18 protein-coding genes, 2 tRNA genes and 2 rRNA genes are annotated in these 22,299 nt (G+C 56.3%); 6 read left to right on the top strand and 16 right to left on the bottom strand.

The window, feature by feature from the left end; all coding sequences use genetic code 11:
* Positions 1–106: 106 nt before the first annotated feature.
* From ACSC94_RS00410 to ACSC94_RS00375, 8 genes are all read right to left on the bottom strand, one after another.
* Positions 107–2,849: ribosomal RNA gene (locus tag ACSC94_RS00410) — 23S ribosomal RNA — on the bottom strand.
* Between the two features lie 182 nt (positions 2,850–3,031).
* Positions 3,032–3,107 (bottom strand) — tRNA-Ala (locus ACSC94_RS00405).
* Between the two features lie 13 nt (positions 3,108–3,120).
* Positions 3,121–3,197, bottom strand: a tRNA-Ile gene (locus tag ACSC94_RS00400).
* Between the two features lie 154 nt (positions 3,198–3,351).
* A 16S ribosomal RNA gene (locus ACSC94_RS00395) occupies positions 3,352–4,836 on the bottom strand.
* The 16S and 23S rRNA genes sit together here with 2 tRNA genes alongside, the layout of an rRNA operon.
* Before the next feature lie 564 nt (positions 4,837–5,400).
* The gene (locus tag ACSC94_RS00390; protein WP_435641104.1) at positions 5,401–5,940 is read right to left on the bottom strand and encodes a hypothetical protein; all 540 of its coding nucleotides are present in this window, start codon (positions 5,938–5,940) and stop codon (positions 5,401–5,403) included.
* A gap of 74 nt (positions 5,941–6,014) precedes the next feature.
* Positions 6,015–6,545 (bottom strand): hypothetical protein, encoded by a 531-nt coding sequence (locus tag ACSC94_RS00385; RefSeq protein WP_435641103.1) that lies wholly within the window; start codon positions 6,543–6,545, stop codon positions 6,015–6,017.
* Positions 6,546–7,205, bottom strand: a complete 660-nt coding sequence (locus ACSC94_RS00380) for a hypothetical protein (RefSeq protein WP_435641102.1) — start codon at positions 7,203–7,205, stop codon at positions 6,546–6,548.
* Positions 7,206–7,325: 120 nt separating this feature from the next.
* Positions 7,326–7,784: a DUF1489 family protein gene (locus ACSC94_RS00375; RefSeq protein WP_435641101.1), complete on the bottom strand. Its 459-nt coding sequence runs from the start codon at positions 7,782–7,784 to the stop codon at positions 7,326–7,328.
* A gap of 142 nt (positions 7,785–7,926) precedes the next feature.
* Here ACSC94_RS00375 and ACSC94_RS00370 point away from each other — a divergent pair, with 142 nt between their 5' ends.
* Both ACSC94_RS00370 and ACSC94_RS00365 read left to right on the top strand, forming a co-directional pair.
* Positions 7,927–10,590 (top strand): SLBB domain-containing protein, encoded by a 2,664-nt coding sequence (locus tag ACSC94_RS00370; RefSeq protein WP_435641100.1) that lies wholly within the window; start codon positions 7,927–7,929, stop codon positions 10,588–10,590.
* Positions 10,590–11,459 carry a glycosyltransferase family 2 protein gene (locus tag ACSC94_RS00365; RefSeq protein ID WP_435641099.1) on the top strand — a complete coding sequence of 290 codons (870 nt, stop codon included), beginning with the start codon at positions 10,590–10,592 and terminating at the stop codon, positions 11,457–11,459. Before ACSC94_RS00370 ends, ACSC94_RS00365 begins: the two co-directional genes overlap by 1 nt.
* Here ACSC94_RS00365 and ACSC94_RS00360 read toward each other — a convergent pair.
* The 6 genes from ACSC94_RS00360 to ACSC94_RS00335 are packed head-to-tail and all read right to left on the bottom strand — an operon-like array spanning position 11,411 to position 17,191.
* Positions 11,411–12,256: a glycosyltransferase family 2 protein gene (locus ACSC94_RS00360; protein ID WP_435641098.1), complete on the bottom strand. Its 846-nt coding sequence runs from the start codon at positions 12,254–12,256 to the stop codon at positions 11,411–11,413. The genes ACSC94_RS00365 and ACSC94_RS00360 overlap by 49 nt on opposite strands.
* Positions 12,249–13,109 (bottom strand): Wzz/FepE/Etk N-terminal domain-containing protein, encoded by an 861-nt coding sequence (locus tag ACSC94_RS00355; RefSeq protein ID WP_435641097.1) that lies wholly within the window; start codon positions 13,107–13,109, stop codon positions 12,249–12,251. Before ACSC94_RS00355 ends, ACSC94_RS00360 begins: the two co-directional genes overlap by 8 nt.
* 3 nt (positions 13,110–13,112) lie before the next feature.
* Positions 13,113–14,444 (bottom strand): glycosyltransferase family 4 protein, encoded by a 1,332-nt coding sequence (locus ACSC94_RS00350; RefSeq protein ID WP_435641096.1) that lies wholly within the window; start codon positions 14,442–14,444, stop codon positions 13,113–13,115.
* Between the two features lie 10 nt (positions 14,445–14,454).
* On the bottom strand, positions 14,455–15,732 hold the full coding sequence (locus ACSC94_RS00345; protein ID WP_435641095.1) for a hypothetical protein: 1,278 nt from the start codon (positions 15,730–15,732) through the stop codon (positions 14,455–14,457).
* Positions 15,713–16,519 carry a sulfite exporter TauE/SafE family protein gene (locus tag ACSC94_RS00340; RefSeq protein ID WP_435641094.1) on the bottom strand — a complete coding sequence of 269 codons (807 nt, stop codon included), beginning with the start codon at positions 16,517–16,519 and terminating at the stop codon, positions 15,713–15,715. The genes ACSC94_RS00345 and ACSC94_RS00340 overlap by 20 nt, the downstream gene beginning before the upstream one ends.
* A gap of 42 nt (positions 16,520–16,561) precedes the next feature.
* Positions 16,562–17,191 (bottom strand): hypothetical protein, encoded by a 630-nt coding sequence (locus ACSC94_RS00335; RefSeq protein ID WP_435641093.1) that lies wholly within the window; start codon positions 17,189–17,191, stop codon positions 16,562–16,564.
* 231 nt (positions 17,192–17,422) lie between these two features.
* Between ACSC94_RS00335 and ACSC94_RS00330 the strand changes: the two genes are divergently transcribed.
* Both ACSC94_RS00330 and ACSC94_RS00325 read left to right on the top strand, forming a co-directional pair.
* Complete coding sequence (locus ACSC94_RS00330; protein WP_435641092.1) at positions 17,423–17,680, top strand: hypothetical protein; 258 nt, start codon at positions 17,423–17,425, stop codon at positions 17,678–17,680.
* Between the two features lie 12 nt (positions 17,681–17,692).
* A complete protein-coding gene (locus ACSC94_RS00325) occupies positions 17,693–18,013 on the top strand; it encodes a hypothetical protein (RefSeq protein ID WP_435641091.1) in 321 nt (106 codons plus the stop codon).
* Between the two features lie 73 nt (positions 18,014–18,086).
* Here the strand turns inward: ACSC94_RS00325 and ACSC94_RS00320 are convergent, their stop codons facing one another.
* Positions 18,087–19,418, bottom strand: coding sequence for an aspartate aminotransferase family protein (locus ACSC94_RS00320; protein ID WP_435641090.1), 1,332 nt, complete (start codon positions 19,416–19,418; stop codon positions 18,087–18,089).
* Positions 19,419–19,506: 88 nt separating this feature from the next.
* Between ACSC94_RS00320 and ACSC94_RS00315 the strand changes: the two genes are divergently transcribed.
* A complete protein-coding gene (locus ACSC94_RS00315; RefSeq protein WP_435641089.1) occupies positions 19,507–20,256 on the top strand; it encodes a rhomboid family intramembrane serine protease in 750 nt (249 codons plus the stop codon).
* Positions 20,257–20,295: 39 nt separating this feature from the next.
* Positions 20,296–20,868, top strand: coding sequence for a hypothetical protein (locus ACSC94_RS00310; RefSeq protein WP_435641088.1), 573 nt, complete (start codon positions 20,296–20,298; stop codon positions 20,866–20,868).
* A 5-nt stretch (positions 20,869–20,873) separates the two neighbouring features.
* On the opposite strand, the gene ACSC94_RS00305 is transcribed toward ACSC94_RS00310, so the two are convergent.
* Complete coding sequence (locus tag ACSC94_RS00305; RefSeq protein ID WP_435641087.1) at positions 20,874–22,271, bottom strand: heme biosynthesis protein HemY; 1,398 nt, start codon at positions 22,269–22,271, stop codon at positions 20,874–20,876.
* Positions 22,272–22,299 lie beyond the last annotated feature (28 nt).

Raw genomic sequence — 22,299 nt, 5'->3', positions numbered from 1 at the left:
ATATCCGCATTTGTCTTTCAAAACGCTGGCCTATAAGCCAACCGCAACGAGCTTGCCGCTGCGCGTGATGTTTCATATCGATGGAGTAAACCATACGACATGGAGTGAATTCAAGCCGATCGAGCAATTAGTAACAGTTAGCTTCAAGCGTTGCCGCTCTTCCACACCTGTCCTATCAACGTGGTGGTCTTCCACGGCTCTGATAGGGAAACCTTGTTTTGAGGGGGGCTTCACGCTTAGATGCATTCAGCATTTATCCCTTCCACACATAGCTACCCAGCTGTGCCACTGGCGTGACAACTGGTGCACCAGAGGTGTGTCCATCCCGGTCCTCTCGTACTAAGGACAGCTCCTCTCAAGTTTCCAACACCCACGGCAGATAGGGACCGAACTGTCTCACGACGTTCTGAACCCAGCTCACGTACCTCTTTAAATGGCGAACAGCCATACCCTTGGGACCTGCTCCAGCCCCAGGATGAGATGAGCCGACATCGAGGTGCCAAACAGCGCCGTCGCTGGGGACGCTTGGGCGCTATCAGCCTGTTATCCCTAGAGTACCTTTTATTCGTTAAGTGATGCATCTTCCATACGAGTGCACCAGATCACTATGACCGTGTTTCCACTCTGCTCGACTTGTCAGTCTCGCAGTCAGGCAGGCTTATGCCATTGCACTCAAAAGTTGATTTCCGACCAACCTGAGCCTACCATCGCGCGCCTCCGTTACTGTTTGGGAGGCGACCGCCCCAGTCAAACTACCCACCATGCAGGGTCCGGATCCCGGATAACGGGATGCCGTTAGACACCAGGAAAATCAAGGGTGGTATTTCAAGGACGACTCCACACGAGCTGGCGCCCATGCTTCAAAGTCTCCCACCTATCCTACACATGACAATCCTGATGCCACTGCAAAGCTATAGTAAAGGTTCATAGGGTCTTTCCGTCTAACCGCGGGAACCCCGCATCTTCACGAGGAATTCAATTTCGCTGAGCCTGCTCTGGAGACAGTGGGGAAGTCGTTACGCCATTCGTGCAGGTCGGAACTTACCCGACAAGGAATTTCGCTACCTTAGGACCGTTATAGTTACGGCCGCCGTTTACTGGGGCTTCGATTCAGTGCTTGCACACCTCCTCTTAACCTTCCAGCACCGGGCAGGCGTCAGACCCTATACGTCGTCTTTAGACTTCGCAGAGCCCTGTGTTTTTGATAAACAGTCGCCACCCCCTGGTTTGTGTCCCCGGCCATTGGTTGCCCATAGGCCGGGCTTGCTTATCCCGAAGTTACGCAAGTAATTTGCCGAGTTCCTTCAGAACAGTTCTCTCAAGCGCCTTGGTATACTCTACCAGTCCACCTGTGTCGGTTTCGGGTACGGTCAATAATGATAGGGCTATTTCCTGGACGTCCCAGGCAGCACACTCAATCCGTTAAGAGCATACTGCTTTCGGCCGCCGTCACCTCTATCTGGTTCACGAATATTAACGTGATTCCCATCGACTACGCCTTTCGGCCTCGCCTTAGGGGCCGACTCACCCTGCGCGGATTAGCCTTGCGCAGGAACCCTTGGACTTTCGGCGACAGTGATTCTCACACTGTTTGTCGCTACTTATGTCAGAATTCTCACTTCTGATACCTCCAGCAACTCTCACGAGTCACCTTCGCAGGCTTACAGAACGCTCCGCTACCACTCCCGTAGGAGTCCTAAGCTTCGGTACATGACTTGAGCCCCGTAACATCTTCGGCGCGGAAACTCTTATTTAGACCAGTGAGCTATTACGCTTTCTTTAAATGATGGCTGCTTCTAAGCCAACATCCTGGTTGTCTTGGAGTTTCTACATCCTTTCCCACTTAGTCATGATTTGGGGACCTTAGCTGTAGGTCTGGGCTGTTTCCCTCTCGTCCTAGGACCTTATCACCCTAAGACTGTCTGCCATGTATTACTCCCGGGTATTCGGAGTTTGGTTGGGTTTGGTAAGGCTCGCGCCCCCCTAGCCCATCCAGTGCTCTACCCCCCGGGGTATTCGCATGACGCACTACCTAAATAGTTTTCGCGGAGAACCAGCTATTAGCCGACTTGATTGGCCTTTCACCCCTAACCACAGGTCATCCCACACTTTTTCAACAGTGATGAGTTCGGTCCTCCATTAGGTGTTACCCTAACTTCAACCTGCCCATGGCTAGATCGTCGGCTTTCGGGTCTAATGCTGCATACTTGGTCGCCCTATTCAGACTCGGTTTCCCTGCGCCTACACCTACCGGCTTAAGCTCGCATGCAACACTAACTCTCTGACCCATTATACAAAAGGTACGCCGTCACCCCATAAAGAGGCTCCGACTGTTTGTAGGCATCCGGTTTCAGGTCTGTTTCACTCCCCTTATCGGGGTACTTTTCACCTTTCCCTCACGGTACTGGTTCACTATCGGTCGATCAGTAGTACTTAGCCTTGGAGGATGGTCCCCCCATGTTCAGACAGGATTACTCGTGTCCCGCCTTACTCATAGACATTTGTGCTTTCTACCTATACAGGACTATCACCTACTTTGGTGTGCTTTTCCAAACACTTCTAGTTCTTACACAACTGCCATTGGGCTGGTCCGCGTTCGCTCGCCACTACTAACGGAGTCTCGGTTGATTTCCTTTCCTCTGGGTACTGAGATGTTTCAATTCCCCAGGTTCGCTTCGCTGCACCTATGAATTCAGTGCAGGATACCGCATAAAGCGGTGGGTTCCCCCATTCGGAGATCTGCGGGTCAATGGGTGTTCGCCCCTAACCGCAGCTTATCGCAGCGTACCACGTCCTTCATCGCCTCTGATCGCCAAGGCATTCACCAGATGCCCTTAAGACGCTTGAATTCAAACCACGCGCAGGGACAAGTCCGCTACGCTGGCTTATATACTCAGCATTTTGTTAGACATTTTGGATATTGATGTCATACCTATTTACGATGTCAAAGAACCGAAGATCTTTCAATCTTCACTGCAATTTCCGTTTACACAGAAACTGGAGAGAAAATTGGAAGGAAGAGAGAGATAAATGGTGGACCCAAGGAGGATCGAACTCCTGACCTCCTGAATGCAAATCAGGCGCTCTCCCAGCTGAGCTATGGGCCCATCTTTTGAAAAATGGTGGGCCTGGAAAGACTTGAACTTTCGACCCCACGCTTATCAAGCGTGTGCTCTAACCAACTGAGCTACAAGCCCCCGTTTGCAAAAACCAAACTCTCACGTTCGGTATTCACAACAACCAGGGCTAGCCCAGTCGCTATGAAGTGGTTCTTATCTGAAGGAAGAGATACGCCGGCAGCAGTGCGAGGCTTTCATCTTACGATGAAGGTTATGCCAAACACATCCTTAGAAAGGAGGTGATCCAGCCGCAGGTTCCCCTACGGCTACCTTGTTACGACTTCGTCCCAGTCACTGACCCTACCGTGGTCGGCTGCCTCCATAGGTTAGCGTACCGCCTTCAGGTAGAACCAACTCCCATGACGTGACGGGCGGTGTGTACAAGACCCGGGAACGTATTCACCGTGGCATGCTGATCCACGATTACTAGCGATTCCAACTTCATGCCCTCGAGTTGCAGAGGACAATCTGAACTGAGATGGCTTTTAGAGATTAGCGCCTCCTTGCGGAGTGGCTGCTCACTGTCACCACCATTGTAGCACGTTTGTAGCCCTACTCGTAAGGGCCATGATGACTTGACGTCGTCCCCACCTTCCTCCGGCTTATCACCGGCGGTCTCGCATGAGTGCCCAGCATTACCTGATGGCAACATACGATGAGGGTTGCGCTCGTTGCGGGACTTAACCCAACATCTCACGACACGAGCTGACGACAGCCATGCAGCACCTGTCACTCCCCCGGCCGAACCGAAGACAATCATCTCTGAAAGTCAAAAGGAGGATACAAGAGTAGGTAAGGTTCTTCGCGTTGCTTCGAATTAAACAACATGCTCCACCGCTTGTGCGGGTCCCCGTCAATTCCTTTGAGTTTTAACCTTGCGGCCGTACTTCCCAGGCGGTGTGCTTAATGCGTTAGCTGCGCCGCCGAAAGCCTAAGACTCCCGACAGCTAGCACACATCGTTTACGGCGTGGACTACCAGGGTATCTAATCCTGTTTGATCCCCACGCTTTCGTGCCTCAGCGTCAATACCAGTCCAGTTGGGCGCCTACGCCACTGGTGTTCCTCCGAATATCTGCGAATTTCACCTCTACACTCGGAATTCCCCCAACCTCTCCTGGATTCAAGCTTTGCAGTCACAAAAGCAATTCTGGAGTTAAGCTCCAGGATTTCACTTCTGTCTTACAAAACCGCCTACGCACGCTTTACGCCCAGTGATTCCGAACAACGCTCGCTCCCTTCGTATTACCGCGGCTGCTGGCACGAAGTTAGCCGGAGCTTTTTCTGGTGCTACCATCATTATTTTCACACCTAAAAGAGCTTTACAACCCGAAGGCCTTCATCACTCACGCGGCATGGCTGGATCAGAGTTGCCTCCATTGTCCAATATTCCTTACTGCTGCCTCCCGTAGGAGTCTGGGCCGTGTCTCAGTCCCAGTGTGGCTGATCATCCTCTCAGACCAGCTATGGATCGTCGCCTTGGTAGGCCGTTACCCCACCAACTAGCTAATCCAACGCGGGCTGATCCCTAGGCGATAAATCTTTGATCCGGAGATATTATGCGGTATTAGCGTTCGTTTCCAAACGTTGTTCCGCACCTAAGGGCACATTCCCACGCGTTACTCACCCGTGCGCCACTCCCCTTGCGGGGCGTTCGACTTGCATGTATTAGGCCTGCCGCCAGCGTTCGTTCTGAGCCAGGATCAAACTCTCAAGTTTGAATCCATCACTGTTAAAAAACAGCAAAGTTCGAGAACCTGCTTATATATTATGCGTCATGTGCGTCGAATAGACACGCAGACATCATTAAGCAGGCTTGTGTGTAACGTGTTCAACACGACCACCAAGCACTGCTGCCTGCGCATCTCTTCCTTCATTCACGATGTACAAGAACCGTTTTCTTACAGCCGGACACCGCCGAAGCGTTTTGTGTCCGTTCATAAAAAAGCCGGGCGAACCCGACGTCTTCGTTGACTGTGGAGCGAGTATTTAGTCGTTACTCACTCCGTTGTCAACCGTCTTTTTCAATCTTTTTTCAAAGTTTCCAAGGACGCTGGCCTGCGTTGCCGCCTGCCGAGGGAGCGAGTATTTAGTCGGTACTCACTCCGTTGTCAATCATCTTTTTCAATCTTTTTTCAAAGCTTTCCGAAGATGCTGGCGGACGTTGCCGTCTGCCGAGGTCGCCCCTTATACAGAGGGTCCCTAACCCTGTCAAAGGGAATTTGGCGATTTTTTACAAAAAACTTTAAAAAATCGTAAACCCCGCAGAAATCAGCCATTTTTTCACTTGGGCACCAGGGTCAAATGACCCGTTTTGCGCGGGTTCTGCGCCCGGTACGCCCCGACCAAAGCCCGCATTTCGGCCAGAGTCGGCTGGTTAAAATGCACCTGATCCAGAAAGCATCCCGGAACACCCCGCCGCATGACCGCCAAATGGGCGTCCATCTGCGGAATTAAGGCCTCCAGCGCCATTGGGCGGTCCAACACAGGGGCGGAAACCCCGCCCGTCATGACATGCTCGATGCGATGCCCCCGCTCTTCCGTAAAACCGCTCACGCGACGCAGTACAAACAATGTCCGTACACCTGCGGGCTTTCCAATACGTTCCGCGAACAGGCACTCCCATTCCCGCTGCATATATCCAGATCCGCTAATGCTAAAGCCGCGCCCGACCGGAACGGTGTTAAAGGCGCACACAGAATCCAGCCGCCGAACGATGTCGTCCAGATCAACAGGCGCATCGCACACAGAGGCTTGCGCGGGCCGCGTACAGCGCGCCGCAAGTGATGCGAAAAGTTTTCGTAAATTGTCGTAGCCAAACATCGGTGCATGCACTCCGTCACAATCAGATACAAAGAAGAACGATGGTTACGCAGGAATGCAGAAGAGCGCGCGTGTTACTTCACGAGCGTGAGAAAATCTTTTTTCACCGGACGCAATGCGCGATACTCACTGACAAGGCGCTGTGCGTCTTCCACCGTGGCGCGTTCGAATGTCATCGTGCAGGGACCCACACCGAAAACGCGGCGACGCTCTTCCTGCAACGCGACCATCACGGGAAATATTTTTTCCAGCGGCAGGACAATGCCCAGCTCCGTATATCCCGGATCGCCGAGCTGACCATAGGGCGCACAGCCCAGACGTTGCGTGGCCCAGCCATTGGCCCAGCGCAGACGGAACATGGTTCGCACGCCCGCCGGTTCACCGACGCGATCCGCCAGCAAACACATCCAGTCATATTGCGCGGTGTAATCGGGAAGGGTTTGAAAATTCCGCGCGAGGGGAATCGCATAGAGCCCACGAATGTCATTGATCTGGCGCAGCAGTTCATTGACCTGCGCGTTCTCCCGGACGACCGCACGGTTCAGTGCGGGCACCCAGCCGTACAACGCTTTGGTAAACTGTTTGCGCAACGTATCGAGAATCATTTATTTCTTTTTCAAAGACAGCGTTTGCTTAGGGGATGAATCGCGCACACCGTATGTGGCTTCAATCAGAAGCGTGGTCAGCTTTCCAAGCACCTCGTTCATGATAGCGCCATGCTCGCGATATTCTTCGTGAATGCGCTGCATATTCGGAACATCCAAATGTGGTGATGCCACGGCCAGACTTCGGCAAACGCTGCCCATGATCGTGGAGGCCCCGCGCGCCATAACGGCAATATCCGCAACAGACTTACGGGCGTCGCTTTTAACGGGCAGAGCCGGATTGGGCGGAACGATGGCTTCAAGCCGTACAGCCGTCTTGTGCGCGCTGTCCAGTTGCCCAAGCCACATGACACAGGTTCCAAGAGCCGTTTGAGAGCTTTGCAGCGATGTTCCGCCAAGAGAGCGGAGTTGGTCACACAAAGCATCCTGCCCGGCACGCTCTTCATCGCCCAACGGGCGTGGCGTGGCCTGCGACATGGATTTCAGGGCGAGCGCATTGGTCTGGGTGATATCTTTTATATGCTGAACGCATTCGGACAGAATTTTTAATTCCCGCGCGCTTAAAAAGCGATCCGTCGCTGGAGGAAGCGGCTCGGGCGTTGCCTGAGCTTGAAAACCAAAGGCGCGGCGGAGTTTTCCGCCCAGATTTTTCCAATCCATATCTATTTATCCCTGCGTATTCTTTTTTGCTTTTTCTTATGGCCTGCGATTTAGGACAGAAAGCACAGGAAAGGAAAGCCTTATTTTCCAGAATATTACAAGAAAATTCAGCCTTTCCCCTTAAATCAATCCCGCATCGCGCAATTGTGCCGCCAGATCGGCGGGCATTTCGTCATCTTCGGCGGCCATATCCGGGTCAAAGAACCGCAAATCGGGGGGCGCTTTGACGGGATCGAGGTAGCGCCACCCCTGAAACGCCCGGTGCGGCATCGCCGCCACCAGCATCAGGGCCGGATCGAGGATCAGGCGGCAATACGGCCCCTCATCCGTCTCCTCCATATCAAAGCCCAGAAACGCCTGCCGCGCCTGAATGCGGCCTTTAATCACCCAATATATAGAACCACCATTCAGCAACCCGGCATCCCGGGTCGGTTTACGCCGCGTCCACGCACAGGTGGCCAGCGCGCCACCAAAATCAAACAGGCGGGAGGATTGCAGCGCATGCAGGTGGCCAACATCATCCACGCCGACGGCCAGCTTGATCGTGTGGATGGGGGCATTCGAGATGATTTTGGCCATTTTGCTGGATTATCGCGGGTTTGGGATTAACAAGCGCAAAACAACAAGGCTATACTAACGGTTGCGATTGTATGTTTTACACATTTTGTACCCTGCTTATATCATGGCCCACGCCCGGAAATTCAAGCCCACCCGATTTTTTATGCAGAGCGGTCTGTGCACCGTCTGGGTGCTGACCGGGCTTGCCGTTTGCACGTCAAACGCACGGGCGCAGGATTTCCTGCCCATGCAGATTGCGCCATGGTCCAAGGATACGCGGAATGTCGCCCGCGTCACCCGCGCCAGAGCGGAATGGCAAGGCGGCGCCCAACAGGGGCAACCCAACGATCCCGCGCGCGCCGCCGCCGCACGCAAGACCAACGACCTGACGCCCCTGACACCGCAGGACTACGAACCGTTGCTGGCCGATTTGCTGGCGCGCGATGAAACGCTGGCCCGCATGATGGGCCACAGCGCGAGCGCCCTGTCAGCGACCGAAGAATCCTACGCCGGGCGCGTGGCCGACCCGCTGGTGCAGTTTGGGTATGATCTGTTTGAAAATTTTGCCGTACCCGCCACACAGGCGCACGACGCACAGGTGGATGGTGAAGCATCCCCCGCGCCACAGGCCGCATTGCCCGCCGGCGCGGTTCAGGACAATTTCGTTTTGTCCGCGGGCGACCGCCTGAACATCACCTTCCGCGGTCAACGGCGCGATCAGGGTATTTACACGATTACGACGGATGGCTTGCTGATCCTTGATGATCTGCCGCCCGTCTCCGCCGCCGGGCGCACCATCGGCCAATTGCGCGAGGCGCTGGCCGCGTCAGCGGACAGTCTGTACAACACCGATATATATGTCTCGCTGGAAAGCGTGCGGCAGGTGAATATTCTGGTGGTCGGAAATGTCCGCAAACCGGGCCGCCAGACCTTGACCGTTTTCCACACGGCGCTGGATGCGCTGATGCAGGCGGGCGGCATTGATAAGAACGGATCGTTGCGCCAGATCAAACTGGTCCGCGATGGCCGCACGACGATGGTGGATTTGTACGGCCTGCTGATCCATGGCAGCAGCGGCATGGATCTGGCCTTGCGTGACGGCGATCGGTTGATCGTTCCGCCGCTGGGTCCGACAATCGCCGTGGCCGGTGGCGTAAAACGCCCGGGCATCTATGAAATCCTGCCCTCTCTCAAAGGCATGAAACACACGCCGGAAAAATCCAGCGAATTTCTATCGATGCAGGAAGCCTTGGACATGGCCGGCGGCTTGGTCAGCCCGGGCAATAACCGTTTCATGAAACTGGGCCTGCACCGCAATGGGCAGGAAACCGTGGAGACGATCACCGATCCCTTTACACCCGCATTGAATGACGGATCGATTTTGATGGTGGCACGCGCCGATGACAAGCGCGCCGGATTGGTCGAACTGGTCGGCCATACGCGCCAGCCGGGATTGCACCCGCTATCCTCCAGCAAAACACTGGCCGCATTGCTGAGCGACCGATCCATGTTCGGGGCCGATATTTACCCGCTGATTGGCGCGATTGAACGGTGGGATGATGAACGCATGGCGCGCATTTTCCTCGACTTCCCGCCCATTTTGGTGGCGCAGGGGCAATATGATCAGGAATTGAAGGACGGCGATATCGTCCATCTGTTTTCCCGGTCACAGATGATGGCCTTGCAGAAGCAAAAATTTAATCCAGCAAGCATCGAACCCGCCGCCGGATCGGTTGATGAAACCGACATGGATCCGGAAGATACGGTGACGGGCGATCCGGCCTTGTCCGCCTTTCTGGCGGAGCGCACAATTTCGGTCCGCGGGGCGGTGCGCGATTCCGGTGTCTGGCCCGTGGCCACAGGCACCACGCTGGATTCCGTTCTGGCCGTGGCCGGAGGGCTGAGCCTGGAAGCCAATACATCGAATATCGAAGTAACCCGCACGCATGACGCCAGCATTCCGGATACGGAAAGCTCGATCCCGTTCCGCACCGCCGTGAATATGAATGACACGGACCCGAAAACGGTGGCAATCAACCCCGGCGACACCGTGCGGGTGAAACAGAAATTCCGTAAAGCCGAAGGCCAGAGCGTCACCATCATTGGTGAGGTCAACAACCCCGGCAAATACGATCTGGTGCCCGGCGACACGTTGCGCGACCTGTTCGCCCGTGCGGGCGGCATTACCGATCAAGCCTACCCGGACGGGGCGATTTTCAGCCGCGAATCCGAACGCAAGGCCGAGGAAGAACGCTTCCGCGCCGCCGCGCGCGAAATGGAACGCGCCCTGGCCACCGCCATGCACAAGGAAAAAGACGCGCCCGACATGACCCAGATTGCGATGGTGCAGGATCTGGCCGCCGAATTGCGCAATGTCGAAGCCGTGGGCCGCATTACCGTGGAGGCCGACCCCACCGTGCTGGAGGTTCAGCCGGAGCTGGATATCCTGCTGGAACCCGGCGACCGCATTTACGTGCCGCGCCGCCCGTTGACCGTGCGGGTTGAGGGCGAGGTTCTATCCCCTGCCGCCCTGCAATTCCGCAACGGCAAAAACCCGCGCGATTATATTGCCGAGGCCGGCGGCCCCAGCCATTTCGCAGATCAGGACCGCGCCTTTGTCCTGTACCCGGACGGCAGCGCCCAACCTTTGTTCATCAGCGCATGGAACCACAAGGCCAGCATGATCCCGCCGGGATCCACCATCGTCGTGCCGCGTGACCCCAAACCGTTCGATTTTATCGAAAGCGCGCGTGACATCAGCCAGATTTTATCCAATCTGGCCGTTACCGGAATCTTCCTTGATGACATCATGGATGATGACGATTGATGATGTTCAGCATCATCACCATCACCCGCAACGATCTGGCCGGGTTACAAGCCACACATAAGTCCGTTCAATCCCAAACCTGCACCGATTACGAATGGATCGTGATTGACGGCGCATCGGATGATGGCACGGTGGCATATTTGCAAAATCTATCTTCCCACACCCCTTCATCCCCCCACCCTACCCTCCCCCCTTTGCAAGGGGGGAGGCTGGGTGGGGGGAGAGAAAATGGTCCTGGGGGAAATGCAATCCTCTGGACCAGCGAACCCGATGCGGGCCTGTATGACGCGATGAACAAGGGCCTGGCCCGCGCCACGGGAGATTACATCATTTTCATGAATGGGGGTGACCAGTTTGCCGATGACAATGTCCTCAGCAACCTGTCCCAACTCATCAGCATGGCCAGCACACCCCCCGGATTTATTTACGGTGACGCGCTGGAAACACGGCCCGACGGGCAAATGGCCTATAAAGCCGCCCGCCCCTTTATCAAGGTGGATCTGGGCATGTTCACCCATCATCAGGCCATGGTTTATGCCCGTGCTATCATCGGCGATATGCGCTATGACACGCGGTATACAATCGCGGCGGATTATAAACTGACCTTACAAACGCTCGGGGCCACACGGGCGATTTATTATGTGCCCGCCCCGTTTTGCATTTTCGCCAATGGCGGCATATCCCAAACCCGCACCGCACTCGGACGGCGGGAGCAATTTGATATTCGTCGCGAATTGGGCGTGGTTGGCCCCATCAGGAACCGTGTCATAAAAACATTGCAAATGATCAATATGGGCGTCCGCCGGATCTGCCCGTCTTTTTATTGGGCGTTGAAAGCCCGACGCGATAACGCCGCGATACGGCGATAATACCAGCCACGGGCGCGGGCAAAATCAAATCCCGCCCAGCCATCCAAAAATCCGCACTTCCAGACATAGCAATATAAGAACGCCACGGCACCGCGGGCGGGCAGTGCACGGAAGACGCGTTTTAAACGATGCCGCCAGACCACAGGGTCCGCGGGCCACGCCCCGCGTTCATTCATGCCCGCTTCCCATTGGGCGTAGCGTTCATGCCGTTCATACCACCGGGCCGGGTCCGCCGCTGCGTCATGGGTCAGCATCGGAGCGAGAACGCCAATCCGCGCGTCCGGTTTTTTCGCCACGGGCTGGTAATGCCCCTCGATCTCCCCCATGCCGGGCAGGCCCAGATCATCGACAACCGGGAACATGAAGACATGACGGTTAAACAGCGCCAGCTTGTTGTTGGTCAGGCCAAAGCGCAGCACCCGCCCGCCCCAGACATAGCGCCCGCGCACGAAATACCCATCTGCACACGGCCCCTCATGGCAAAACAGATCGGCAATCGCGCGCGTCAATTCCGGTGTTACGATTTCATCGGCATCGACAAAGAATACCCAGTCATGGGCCAACGGCACGTGATCCAGACACCATTGCCGTTTTTTCGGGTATGCCCCATTCCATGTATAGGCCACCGTGTCCGCGCCAAAGGATTGTGCCACGGCAAAGGTAGCGGCATCCCCGCCGCTATCGACCACGATGATTTGACCAAAGGGTGCCAGTGCGGCCAATGTGGACGATAGGGAGGCCCCCTCGCCCTTGGTCACGATAATAACGGAGACGGGAATGACCGGATGGTCAGGCATGGCGTTCACGGCGACCGAAGATCAGCCCCAGACAATAGAAGAGCACAGCCCCCGCAAAGACAAAAGCGGGCAGGACAATAGACTTACGCGGCCACACCGCGCGGGCGGAGGCCGATGGCGATTCCGCAATGACAGCGGCAAAGGATTCATCCATCGCCAGCATCATGCGGACATGTTCCTGTTCCATCAGCAGATTGGTCAGCGCCCGGCGATGATCCGGATGATCGGTGCGGCGCAGGGCCTCCTGTAAATAGGCCGAACGCGCATCGGCGCGTGTGCGCACGTCATTGCGGATCAAACGGTCCGCCGCATCATGCACCAGAGTCAAAAAACCGGTCGCCCATTCCCGGTCCGGATGGTTCAGAACAACACGGCGCATTGTGGTGGTGCCTACGGGTTCAATTTTAATCGCACGCGCCATCCAATCGGCCAATTCCGCCGGATCACGAATGTCGGCCCCCGTGGAAATACGCAAAGACCGCGATGCCCGCACGCCATCCGCCACATCCTTGTTCTTCATAACAATCGCGGCCACGTCACCCCCGCGCATGATGTTTTCCAGCCGGGAGAAATCGGTCGTATCCTGCGCCCCGATTGAACTGGCCAGATATTGCAGGGCAAAGGTCGCGTTATCGGGCAGCAAGGCCTTGATATCCGTGCCCGTCCCGCGATCCGCCGGGGCGATCAGCATGCCGACCCGGTATTGCGGCACGGCCAGCGCCAGAAAGACAAAGGCCGCCAGCAAACCGGCAACCATGCCCGCCATGATCCATCCGCGCAAACGCCACCACCCGCGCAACAGATCGATCAGATCGGGTTCCGGGGCAATCATGGTCTGGCTGTGTGTGGACATGAATTACTCGGCTGCGTGAATGGTCACGGATGGGGGCTGTTGAACCGCATTATCCTGCGCCGCGGCTGCGGGCACGGTAACCTTTGGCTTGGCCGATGGCGGCGTTAACGGGCGGCCAATCACATCACGGGCGCGTTTGATCCACGCATTGATGGATTCGGACGGGACGAAAATGCGCCCGGCCTGCGCCGAGCCATCATGGGCATTGTGCCATGCGTTCCCATCCATGCGCAGGGTCAGGATGGTTTGCGCCAATGTTTCCGGTTCACCCTGGGCCACGACGGCACCGGCATGGAAATCGGAAATAACCTTGGCCACTTCGCTGTTCATCGGGCCGACGAACACGCACGGGCGACCAACGGCCAGCGCAGAATAAAGTTTGGATGGCACCAGCAACCCGGCCGCATCATGTTTCATTGAAATGATATGAACATCACCGCTTTCCATCAGCGGGCGCAGGCGGCGGTTCGGCTGGCGCGGCAGCAGGCGGATATTTTCCAAGCCCCGACGCGCCCGTTCATGCGCCAGACGGTCCAGCCCCGGGCCATCACCCACGAACACAAATTCAATATCCGGGCATTGGTGCTGTAAAATCGCGGCGGCATCGACAATGGTATGAATCGGGTGCGCCCGGCCAATCGTTCCGGCATACAGAACGCGGAATTTCGGGGCGCCATCATCCTTAAACAATTCTTCGAACGGTTTGGCGGGGATGGACGCATCCGCCTCAACCGCCGCTTCGTTCATCGCATCCGTCACATTGCGCGTTAATTCATAGTCCGGCCAGTTGGGAATAACCGCAATGCGTTTCGGATCCAGTCCGGTCTTGGTCAATTGTCGCGCCATGCATCGCCCAATGACGATAATTTTTTCACAGCGGCGCATCGCGTGGAAGGACAGCGCGCTCAAACCACTCATCATAAAATCCGGCAGGCGGATGCCGATGGAGGGCAGGAGGTCAGGATACAAATCCTGACACCAATGAATATGTTTGGTTTTGCGCACGCGCGCCATGATGCCACCCGCAACCACCATCATCGGCGGATCGGTCATGGTGACAATCAAATCGGGGCGCGGTAATTTCAAACCCGCAATCATCATGCGCACCCAGGCCGCACCATAAGTGAACAGATTGCGGGATTTTGTATTCGATTTCAGACGGATCACACGCACATCGCCGTCGCGGTCTTCGCGCGCCACGGCGGCGGTCGTCACCACCGTTACCGCCCACCCATCACGCGCCATCGCCCGCGCCAGATCGCGCAGGACACGACCCGTCGCCCCCCGGTCCGAGGGGTACACACGGTTGAAAAATATGACGGACGGTCTGCTCATACCGAAATCATTAAAAATCTGCGTTATTGGGTATGGTTTTGAATACAACAGGATTGCCGGGCTGTCCACCGGGGGCCGCGGCTGCGGTCCGGGCGCTGTACAGCGCGGCCAGAAGCAAAATAAGACCGAAATCCAATGACTTAAAGCTGGCATAGAGCAGATAGTCGATCACCATGGGCGCGCCCAGCGCCACGGCCAAAATCGGATGAACCGGCAAAAACCGTATCAAAGCAAGGGCCAAGCCCCCAAAATAGGCCAGCCCCAGCCCGACCCCGATCAGCCCGGATTTGAGCCATAACGTCGTGCCAAGGTTGTGGGTAAATGTAACGACGCTGTCCCCCACCGCCGGGGATTGAACGGTCGCCCCCCACCCGTTCCCGAACAGGACGGCCCCAATTCCATGCAAGGCGTCCCGCACGGCGGCGGCTTCCTGCCACCGCATATTGGCCCCAACCATCACATTTTTGTGGGCCAGCCCGGCCACCACATCGGATAAGGGGGCCCACACCGCCAGACACAACACCGCCAGCCCCAGCAACGGCACCACCATGCGGCGCGGTTTTTTGACGATGCCAATGCCGATCCAGAAAACCACACCCAGCGCCAGCAAGCCCAATGACGCCCGTTGCAACACCAGCGCCATGGCCGCCAGCGGAACCAAGGCCAGAGCCGCCAGCGTCGCGGCGACGATCACGCTGTTCACATTGACCCGCCGGGTGATCATCACACCCGCAACGCCCAGCATGGCCATCGCGGCGAACAAAACGCTCGGCGCGTTGGCCAGACGGCGCGGGTCCTGCCCGCTCATATTCAGGCCCAGTTGCGCCGCGTGATCGATGCCAGCATTGGCCAGAACCAAAGGCGCGACAACACGCGCGGCAAAGAGAACACCAAGCGCGACAACACAGGCCGTAACAATAAAATGCCACCGCACGCGGTCGCGTACGACATCAATCATAAACACGGGCAACAGCATAAACAGGAACGGTACCACATCGCGCACGATATTCCCGGGGCTGGCCCCAACCATCACCGCGCCCACCAACGGCACGCTTAATCCATACAGAAGGAAGATTTGCCCCGCCCGAAACCAGAAGGGGTGCGGATCACCGCGCACGGGCGTAACCGCCCGCGCAAAGGACCGAAACCCAACCGCCACGGCCAGCAACACGCCCACCACCATCTCCGTCCAGCCAAAAACGGGCGGCGTTGGCTCGCCCCACAGGGCGTAGACCAGAATGGCGGCGCACAACGCCGCGCATTGCACATCACGATAGGTTGAAAACATCCATCATCATCCGGGCGGCCACGATTATCAGGAACACGGCAAAAACCCGCCGCAACATATCGGTTGGAATGGCATGCGCCACACGCGCACCCAATGGCGCAAAGGCGACCGCCATCGGAATGATCAGAATAGCGGCCAGCATATTCACGTATCCAAAGCTGAACGGTGGGCGGTCCGGCGCGGCCCAGCCGATCAGGATGAACCCCACCATCGCCGGAATTGCAATCACCAGCCCCAACGCCGATGCCGTTCCCACCGCTTGGCGCATATCCACACGCCCCATGGTCATAAAGGGCACGCTGACCGTTGCGCCGCCAATGCCCATCAAGGTTGATAAGCACCCGATCACAGCCCCCGCCAATGTGCGCCACGGCTGGCCCGGCACATCATTCCACACCGTGGTCCGGCGCGGATCGACAAGCATGATCATGGCCAGAACGGCCAGTGCAAAAGCAAAAACCATTTTCAACGATTGGCCGGATATATAATCCGCAATCACGGTGCCGATCAAAACACCAACCACAATTCCGACGCCGATCGATTTGACCAGATCGATCCGCACACCGCCCCGCCGCGCATGGGCGCGAACGGATGACAGACCCGTCGGAATAATCACGGCCAGCGATGTGCCCACCGCGACATGCATCAAATGGTCCGGCGCAAACCCCAACGCCGCAAACATGAAATACAACCCCGGCACCAGAACGATGCCCCCGCCAATGCCCAACAGCCCGGCCAGAAAACCGGAAACCGCCCCCAGCAGCGCCAAGAGCGGTCCCCAAACCATCAACAATGAAGGATCAATCGACACAGAAAGAATGCAAACGGATCAGCGCGATGAATTGAACAATTTGCGCGGCGCGTCGGCCTTGTCCTTCTCCGCCCGGGGGTTGGTGAAAACCACATTGGCCCCGTTATACGGGTCCGCCGGATTGGTTTGCGCCTGGGCCTGCGCTGTGGTTGCCGTTGCACCGCCCGCGCTGGCACCGGCTTGCTCCGCCTTTTTTTGCGCCTGTTTCATTTGCGCTTCAAACTGGGCTTTAATCTGTGCGGCCCGCGCGCTGCGCTCACTCGCGTTCTGCTGGGCCTGTGCGGCTTTCGCGGCCTGATTATCCTTGTACAGTTTATCGGGGTCTGTGGGCTTGGTCACCTGCGTGCCCTTCATGCCGTAAGATTTTCCGGTCGGCATACCCGGCGGCAAAGCCCCCGCCGTTTCGCGCTTGGTAAATAACGGCGTCGCCGCGCTTTCTTTTTTCGACGAATTATAAACGCCGCCCGTCGGGGCCGCGGTGTCACCGCTGGACTTGGTGCTGTTATAAACGGCACCGCTGCTGGTGGTGCCGCTGTTCTTGGCCGTTTGGGCCCAGACCGGGCCGGTGGCGGTCAACACCGCCACAACCAGAGCCGTCACGAAAAAACGATAATTCGATGCGCACGCCGCCATGGATAATCCCCTCATAAAAACCTGCATCCCGATTATATCAGCACGGGCGCCGGGATGGAAATTCCCCCACATGGAAATGCATAAAAAAGGCGGAAAAACGCCCCTCTCCAAAGATTGTCGTTATGTTAACCCCCTTTTAAGCCTTTGAGGACATTATAGGCTCAATCATTCCGGAAAATAATCCGGGAACCAGAACGGAAAACGGCCATAAATAAGGGCCATGGTAAAAGAAGAAGAGGTGTCACCATGCAAGTCAACATTCAGGAAATCCTGCAAAAGGCAGGGCTGGATGAACCGCTGTACCCCGGCAAGCGCGTTGTCAAACAATGCCGCCAGTCGGGCGAGTTCAAAAGCCACTGCGTCGTCTATGACTGGCGCGATCCGGAGAAAGTGCGGATTGAGGTCAAAGCGGGCCTGAGCGGGCGTGACTTGCCGGCAAAGGAATTGAAAAAATATCCGGTCAGCTTCCAAACGCCGACCTTCATTGAAATCAACGTCCGTTAATAGGAGGACGATATGGGTAGACATCATTTTAGCGGCGCAGCCGCAGGCCAGATTGCAGAGACAGGGGCCGCCACCGCCACCGTCGTCGGCAAGCCAACGGAACAAATCGACGTCCTTGCCAACCGCATTGGGCACGGGCTGCAGCACGGTCATGTGGATTTGATTACAGCCGCCATTGAAACACGGGCCGCCGGGGCCGTTATCCGCGCCACGCCGGGCGGCGGACTGGCCCCCAAAGGGGATGAAACAGTTCCGTATAAATACAAAGCCGATAACGAACAAATGTTCGGCGCCACGGCCCCAACACCGCCCACACCGGGCAGCGGCCCATAAGGTTCCAGCCTTGAATAAAAAAACCCGCGCACAGGAAGCATGGCCTGTTGCGCGGGTTTCTTTTTAAAATGAATTACAACGTCTTCAACACATCCTTGATCGTTGTCACAATCTGGTCCATGTGGTTTTCGTTGATGATCAGTGGCGGGGACAGATACAAATTCGGCCCCGTATACCGCACCATCAATCCACGGCGGAACAATTCGTACGACACTTCGCGCGGATATTTATTCGGGTCGTTCGCATCCTTGGTTTCCGCCAATTGGATCCCGGCCAGAATGCCACAATTGCGCACATCCACCACATGGGGCGATCCCTTCAATGAATGCACCGCGTCTTCAAACGGTTTCATCATCGCCTTGGCATGGTCCCAGATTTTCTGGTCCTGAATCGTGTCCATCGTGCCAATAATTGCGGCGGCGGCAAGCGGGTGCCCGGAGTATGTGTAGCCATGCATCAATTCGATGACATGTTCCGGCCCGTTCATAAACGCGTCATAGATGGTTTTGGTGACAAAGGTCGCACCCAACGGCACCACCCCGTTGGTGATGCCCTTGGCCATCGTAATAATGTCCGGCGTCACGCCAAAATAATCCACCGATGACATGGTGCCAAAACGGCCAAAGCCCGTCACAACTTCATCAAAGATCAACAAGAGGCCATGTTTGGTGCAGATTTCGCGCAGGCGTTGCAAATACCCTTTCGGCGGCGGCAGCACACCGGTGGACCCGGCCACGGGCTCCACAATCACCGCCGCAATATTCATCGGATCGTGCAGGTAAATCAACCGGTCCAGTTCATCGGCATATTCAGCGCCGTGGTCCGGCATGCCGCGCGCGAACGCATTGCGCATCAAATCATGGGTGTGACGCAAATGGTCGATGTTCGGCAACAATTGGCCAAAGGTCGCGCGGTTATACGGCAGGCCACCAACGGAAATACCGCCAAAACCAACACCGTGATAGCCACGTTCGCGCCCGATCAGGACGCGGCGTGTGCCTTCGCCCCGCAGACGGTGATAGGCCAGCGCGATTTTCAGCGCCGTATCCACCGCTTCGGATCCCGAATTGCTGAAAAACACATTGGTGAAGGGTTCGGGCATATCGGCGATCAAACGCGATGCGGCCTTGAACACGGTGGGGTGGCCGAATTGGAAACACGGCGCGTAATCCATCAATTCCAGTTGCGCGGTGATGGCCTCTTTAATTTTTGGCTGGTCATGGCCCGCATTGACGCACCACATCCCTGCGGCGGCATCCAGAATTTCTTTGCCTTCCGGATCATAATAATACATCCCCTTGGCCCGCACGATCATGCGCGGCGCTTTTTTGAAATAACGCTGCGGGGTGAACGGCATCCAGAATTCGTCCAACGAATTTGCCGCGGTTGTAAAATCATATGCCATGATACTTGTCCTTTATGCGGGAAAACCCTAGATTCGAAAAGTCGCCCGCAGTATAGGCGAAGAAATCAGTTTGGCCAAAGGGGTCAGCATGCAAGATGATAATGGCCATAATAACGGCGAAAACCATGATGAAACCCCCCATAAAACAATGGGAACGGACAGCAATATCGTCCGTTTTCAAAAGCGCGATAAGAACGCACATGCACAAACGGATGAGCATCACGGCCCGCTGATCAACCTGCCGCCCGTAACGAAATGGATGATGGTTACCTTCGTCCTTGTGCAATTGATTATGAGTTTTGCCCTGAGCCCTGAATGGCAATATTGGGTGATGATGCATATGGGATTCGTGCCCGCGTATTACACCGGACAATTCGGATTTAGCTGGCCCATGGTTGTTGGCCCCTTCACCTATATGCTGATCCATGGCGGATGGTTGCATGTGGGATTGAACAGCGTGATGATGATGGCGTTCGGCGCCGGATGCGAACGCGTGATCGGCGGCAAACGCATGGTGATTTTATTCGTGCTGTGCGGATTGGCGGCGGTTGCGTTTCACATGGCGCTGAACTGGGGATCGGATGCCCCGGTCATCGGCGCATCGGGCAGCATCAGCGGATTGTTCGCGGCCACCATGCTGGTCCTCTACGCCCAAAACCCCGGCAGCATGGGCGGGAAATACGGGCTGTGGCCGTTTATCCTGCTGTGGATCGTGATTTCCGTGGCGTTTGGGTCCATGGGCGGACCGGGCGGCAGCTCAATCGCGTGGGCCGCGCATATTGGCGGGTTTATTTCCGGATTTATATTCTTCCCATTGGTGATGCGGCTGAAAATTTAACGTCCCGCGCACACCTGCATAATTTTTAAAGGAAACAAGATGACAACGTCCTTTCCGACAGAGACAAGGCACCAATTTGATTCCATAGCCGAACAATTCGGATTAAGCCGTGTCACAGAAAGTTTGCAGCAAGTACGCTATGAAAACGATCTCGTTTTCCTGCTCATTCACTGGGACAATACACGATCTTATGAAATTGGCGTTGAAATCGGGAAAAAATGCACAAGCGGAAAAGATCAATCTTTCCCGCTTCATGTGGTTCTAAAAAAAGACAAAGCACCAGACGCGGATCGCGTATCCAATCTGATGGTCAGCGATGAAAAGAACTTACCCGCCATCCTGCAAAATCTTGCAGACATCGTGATGGGCCATGCCTCAGATCTTTTAAGCGGAAGTGAACAGTCTTTTGCACAGATAGAGGCATTCAGCCACCACAACAATGTGGCATATGCACAAAATGCAGAGCTTCAGCACGCAAAATTAATCGCGGATAAAGCCTGGTCAGAAAAGGATTACGTGAGCATCGTCAGAGCATTGGAGCCTGTAGAAGAAAACTTGTCCGACACCGATAAGGCACGGCTGGAATACGCGCGCAAGCATCACTCCAGCTAATTGCGTTATCGCCCACCCAGACTGCGCATCGGGGCCGACAGCAACGGGTCGGCCTGCATGTGCAGGATGGACCCGTCGGACAGCAAATTCTTACGCGCATCCGGATAATCCCAGACAATCGTATTGAACGTGCCATGCGGTTCCGCGATCGGGGCCCAGCGTTCATATATGCGACCCGTTTGACGGCAGGTCCAGACAGGATCGGCCGGGGCATCCGCCGCTTTTTCCAGCATGCGTTTGGCCGTTTCCGGATGGCCGGTTTTTTCTTCCAGCCGTGCCCACAGGCGATAGATGCGCGGCGATGGATGTAATGTTTCCGCCATCACCAGATATTGACGCACTTCACCCCACAGCCCGCCTTCCAACGCGGCGCGTGCGGCGGCCAGTTGGCTTTCGGCGTGATCGGGACGCAGGGCGACCAGACGTTCATACCACCGCATCCGCACCATGGCGTCGCTGGCTTTGTTTTCCGGGGCCAACGCATCCCACAACGGAATCAAATCCGGATGCGGGTTGGCACGCCAGGCCCGCTCAATAATGCGCGCGGCTTCGCGTTTCTTTTGCAAATCAATGCACAACCGCGCCAGACGCACCGCCGCCGGAACGAACGCGGCGGAAATTTGAATGGCATCGCGCAGATGATGCAACGCTTGCGCCTGTAATCCCGCGCGCAAATCCTGATCGGCTTGGGCCATCAGCAGCGCCAGACGGTTGGATTGTGCTTCTTCCGGTGTAAATGCGCCGACACGCTCGGCGGATTTCAATGTTTTTTCGGCCGTAGCCCAATCATGTTTTTGCACCTCCAGCCCGAAAACCGTGCGCAAAATCCATTTTTGTTTCGGGTGCATGTCTTGTGCCTTGCGGGCCAGAACCAGCGCCGCATCAACATCGGCATGATCCATCGCATCCTGCATCAAACCACGCACGCCCAGAAACGCCGTATCCTTATCACGCATCAGCGCATCGAAATGCGCGCGCGCGACCAGATCATTGCCCTGCAGGCGTGCGGCTTGTGCTTCCAGCAAATGCGGCAACCCGCCATCCTTGGGCAGGAATTTACGCATGCGGCTCGCCTGATACCCCGCGACACGGGCATCCCCCGCCGCAACAGCCGACAGGCCCAGCACCAGCGCGCGCATGCCGCGATCACGGCGTTTATCCGCGCGTTTTTTGCCCCACATCATCGGCAGCGACACCAGCGCCAGCCAGATGCGATACACCACCAACGCCGCCAGAATAACAACAAACCCGGCCAGCAGGACCAGCCCGACATGCGCCTCAATATCATAGCCGAGCCATGAAATCTGCACCGTGCCCGGATTGTTCATGGCCCAATGCGCCACCCACCAACCGGCGGCGACCAGAACGGCAATTTTTGTCAGGATCCACAACGTCCGGATCATAATGATCAGCTCCGGTTCAAGGTTTCAT

It is taken from the genome of Micavibrio aeruginosavorus (genome assembly GCF_051245535.1).
GTDB classification, from domain to species: domain Bacteria; phylum Pseudomonadota; class Alphaproteobacteria; order Micavibrionales; family Micavibrionaceae; genus Micavibrio; species Micavibrio aeruginosavorus_D.
Note: the sequence above shows the minus strand (reverse complement) of the source record. Positions and strands in the feature narration are given on the sequence as shown.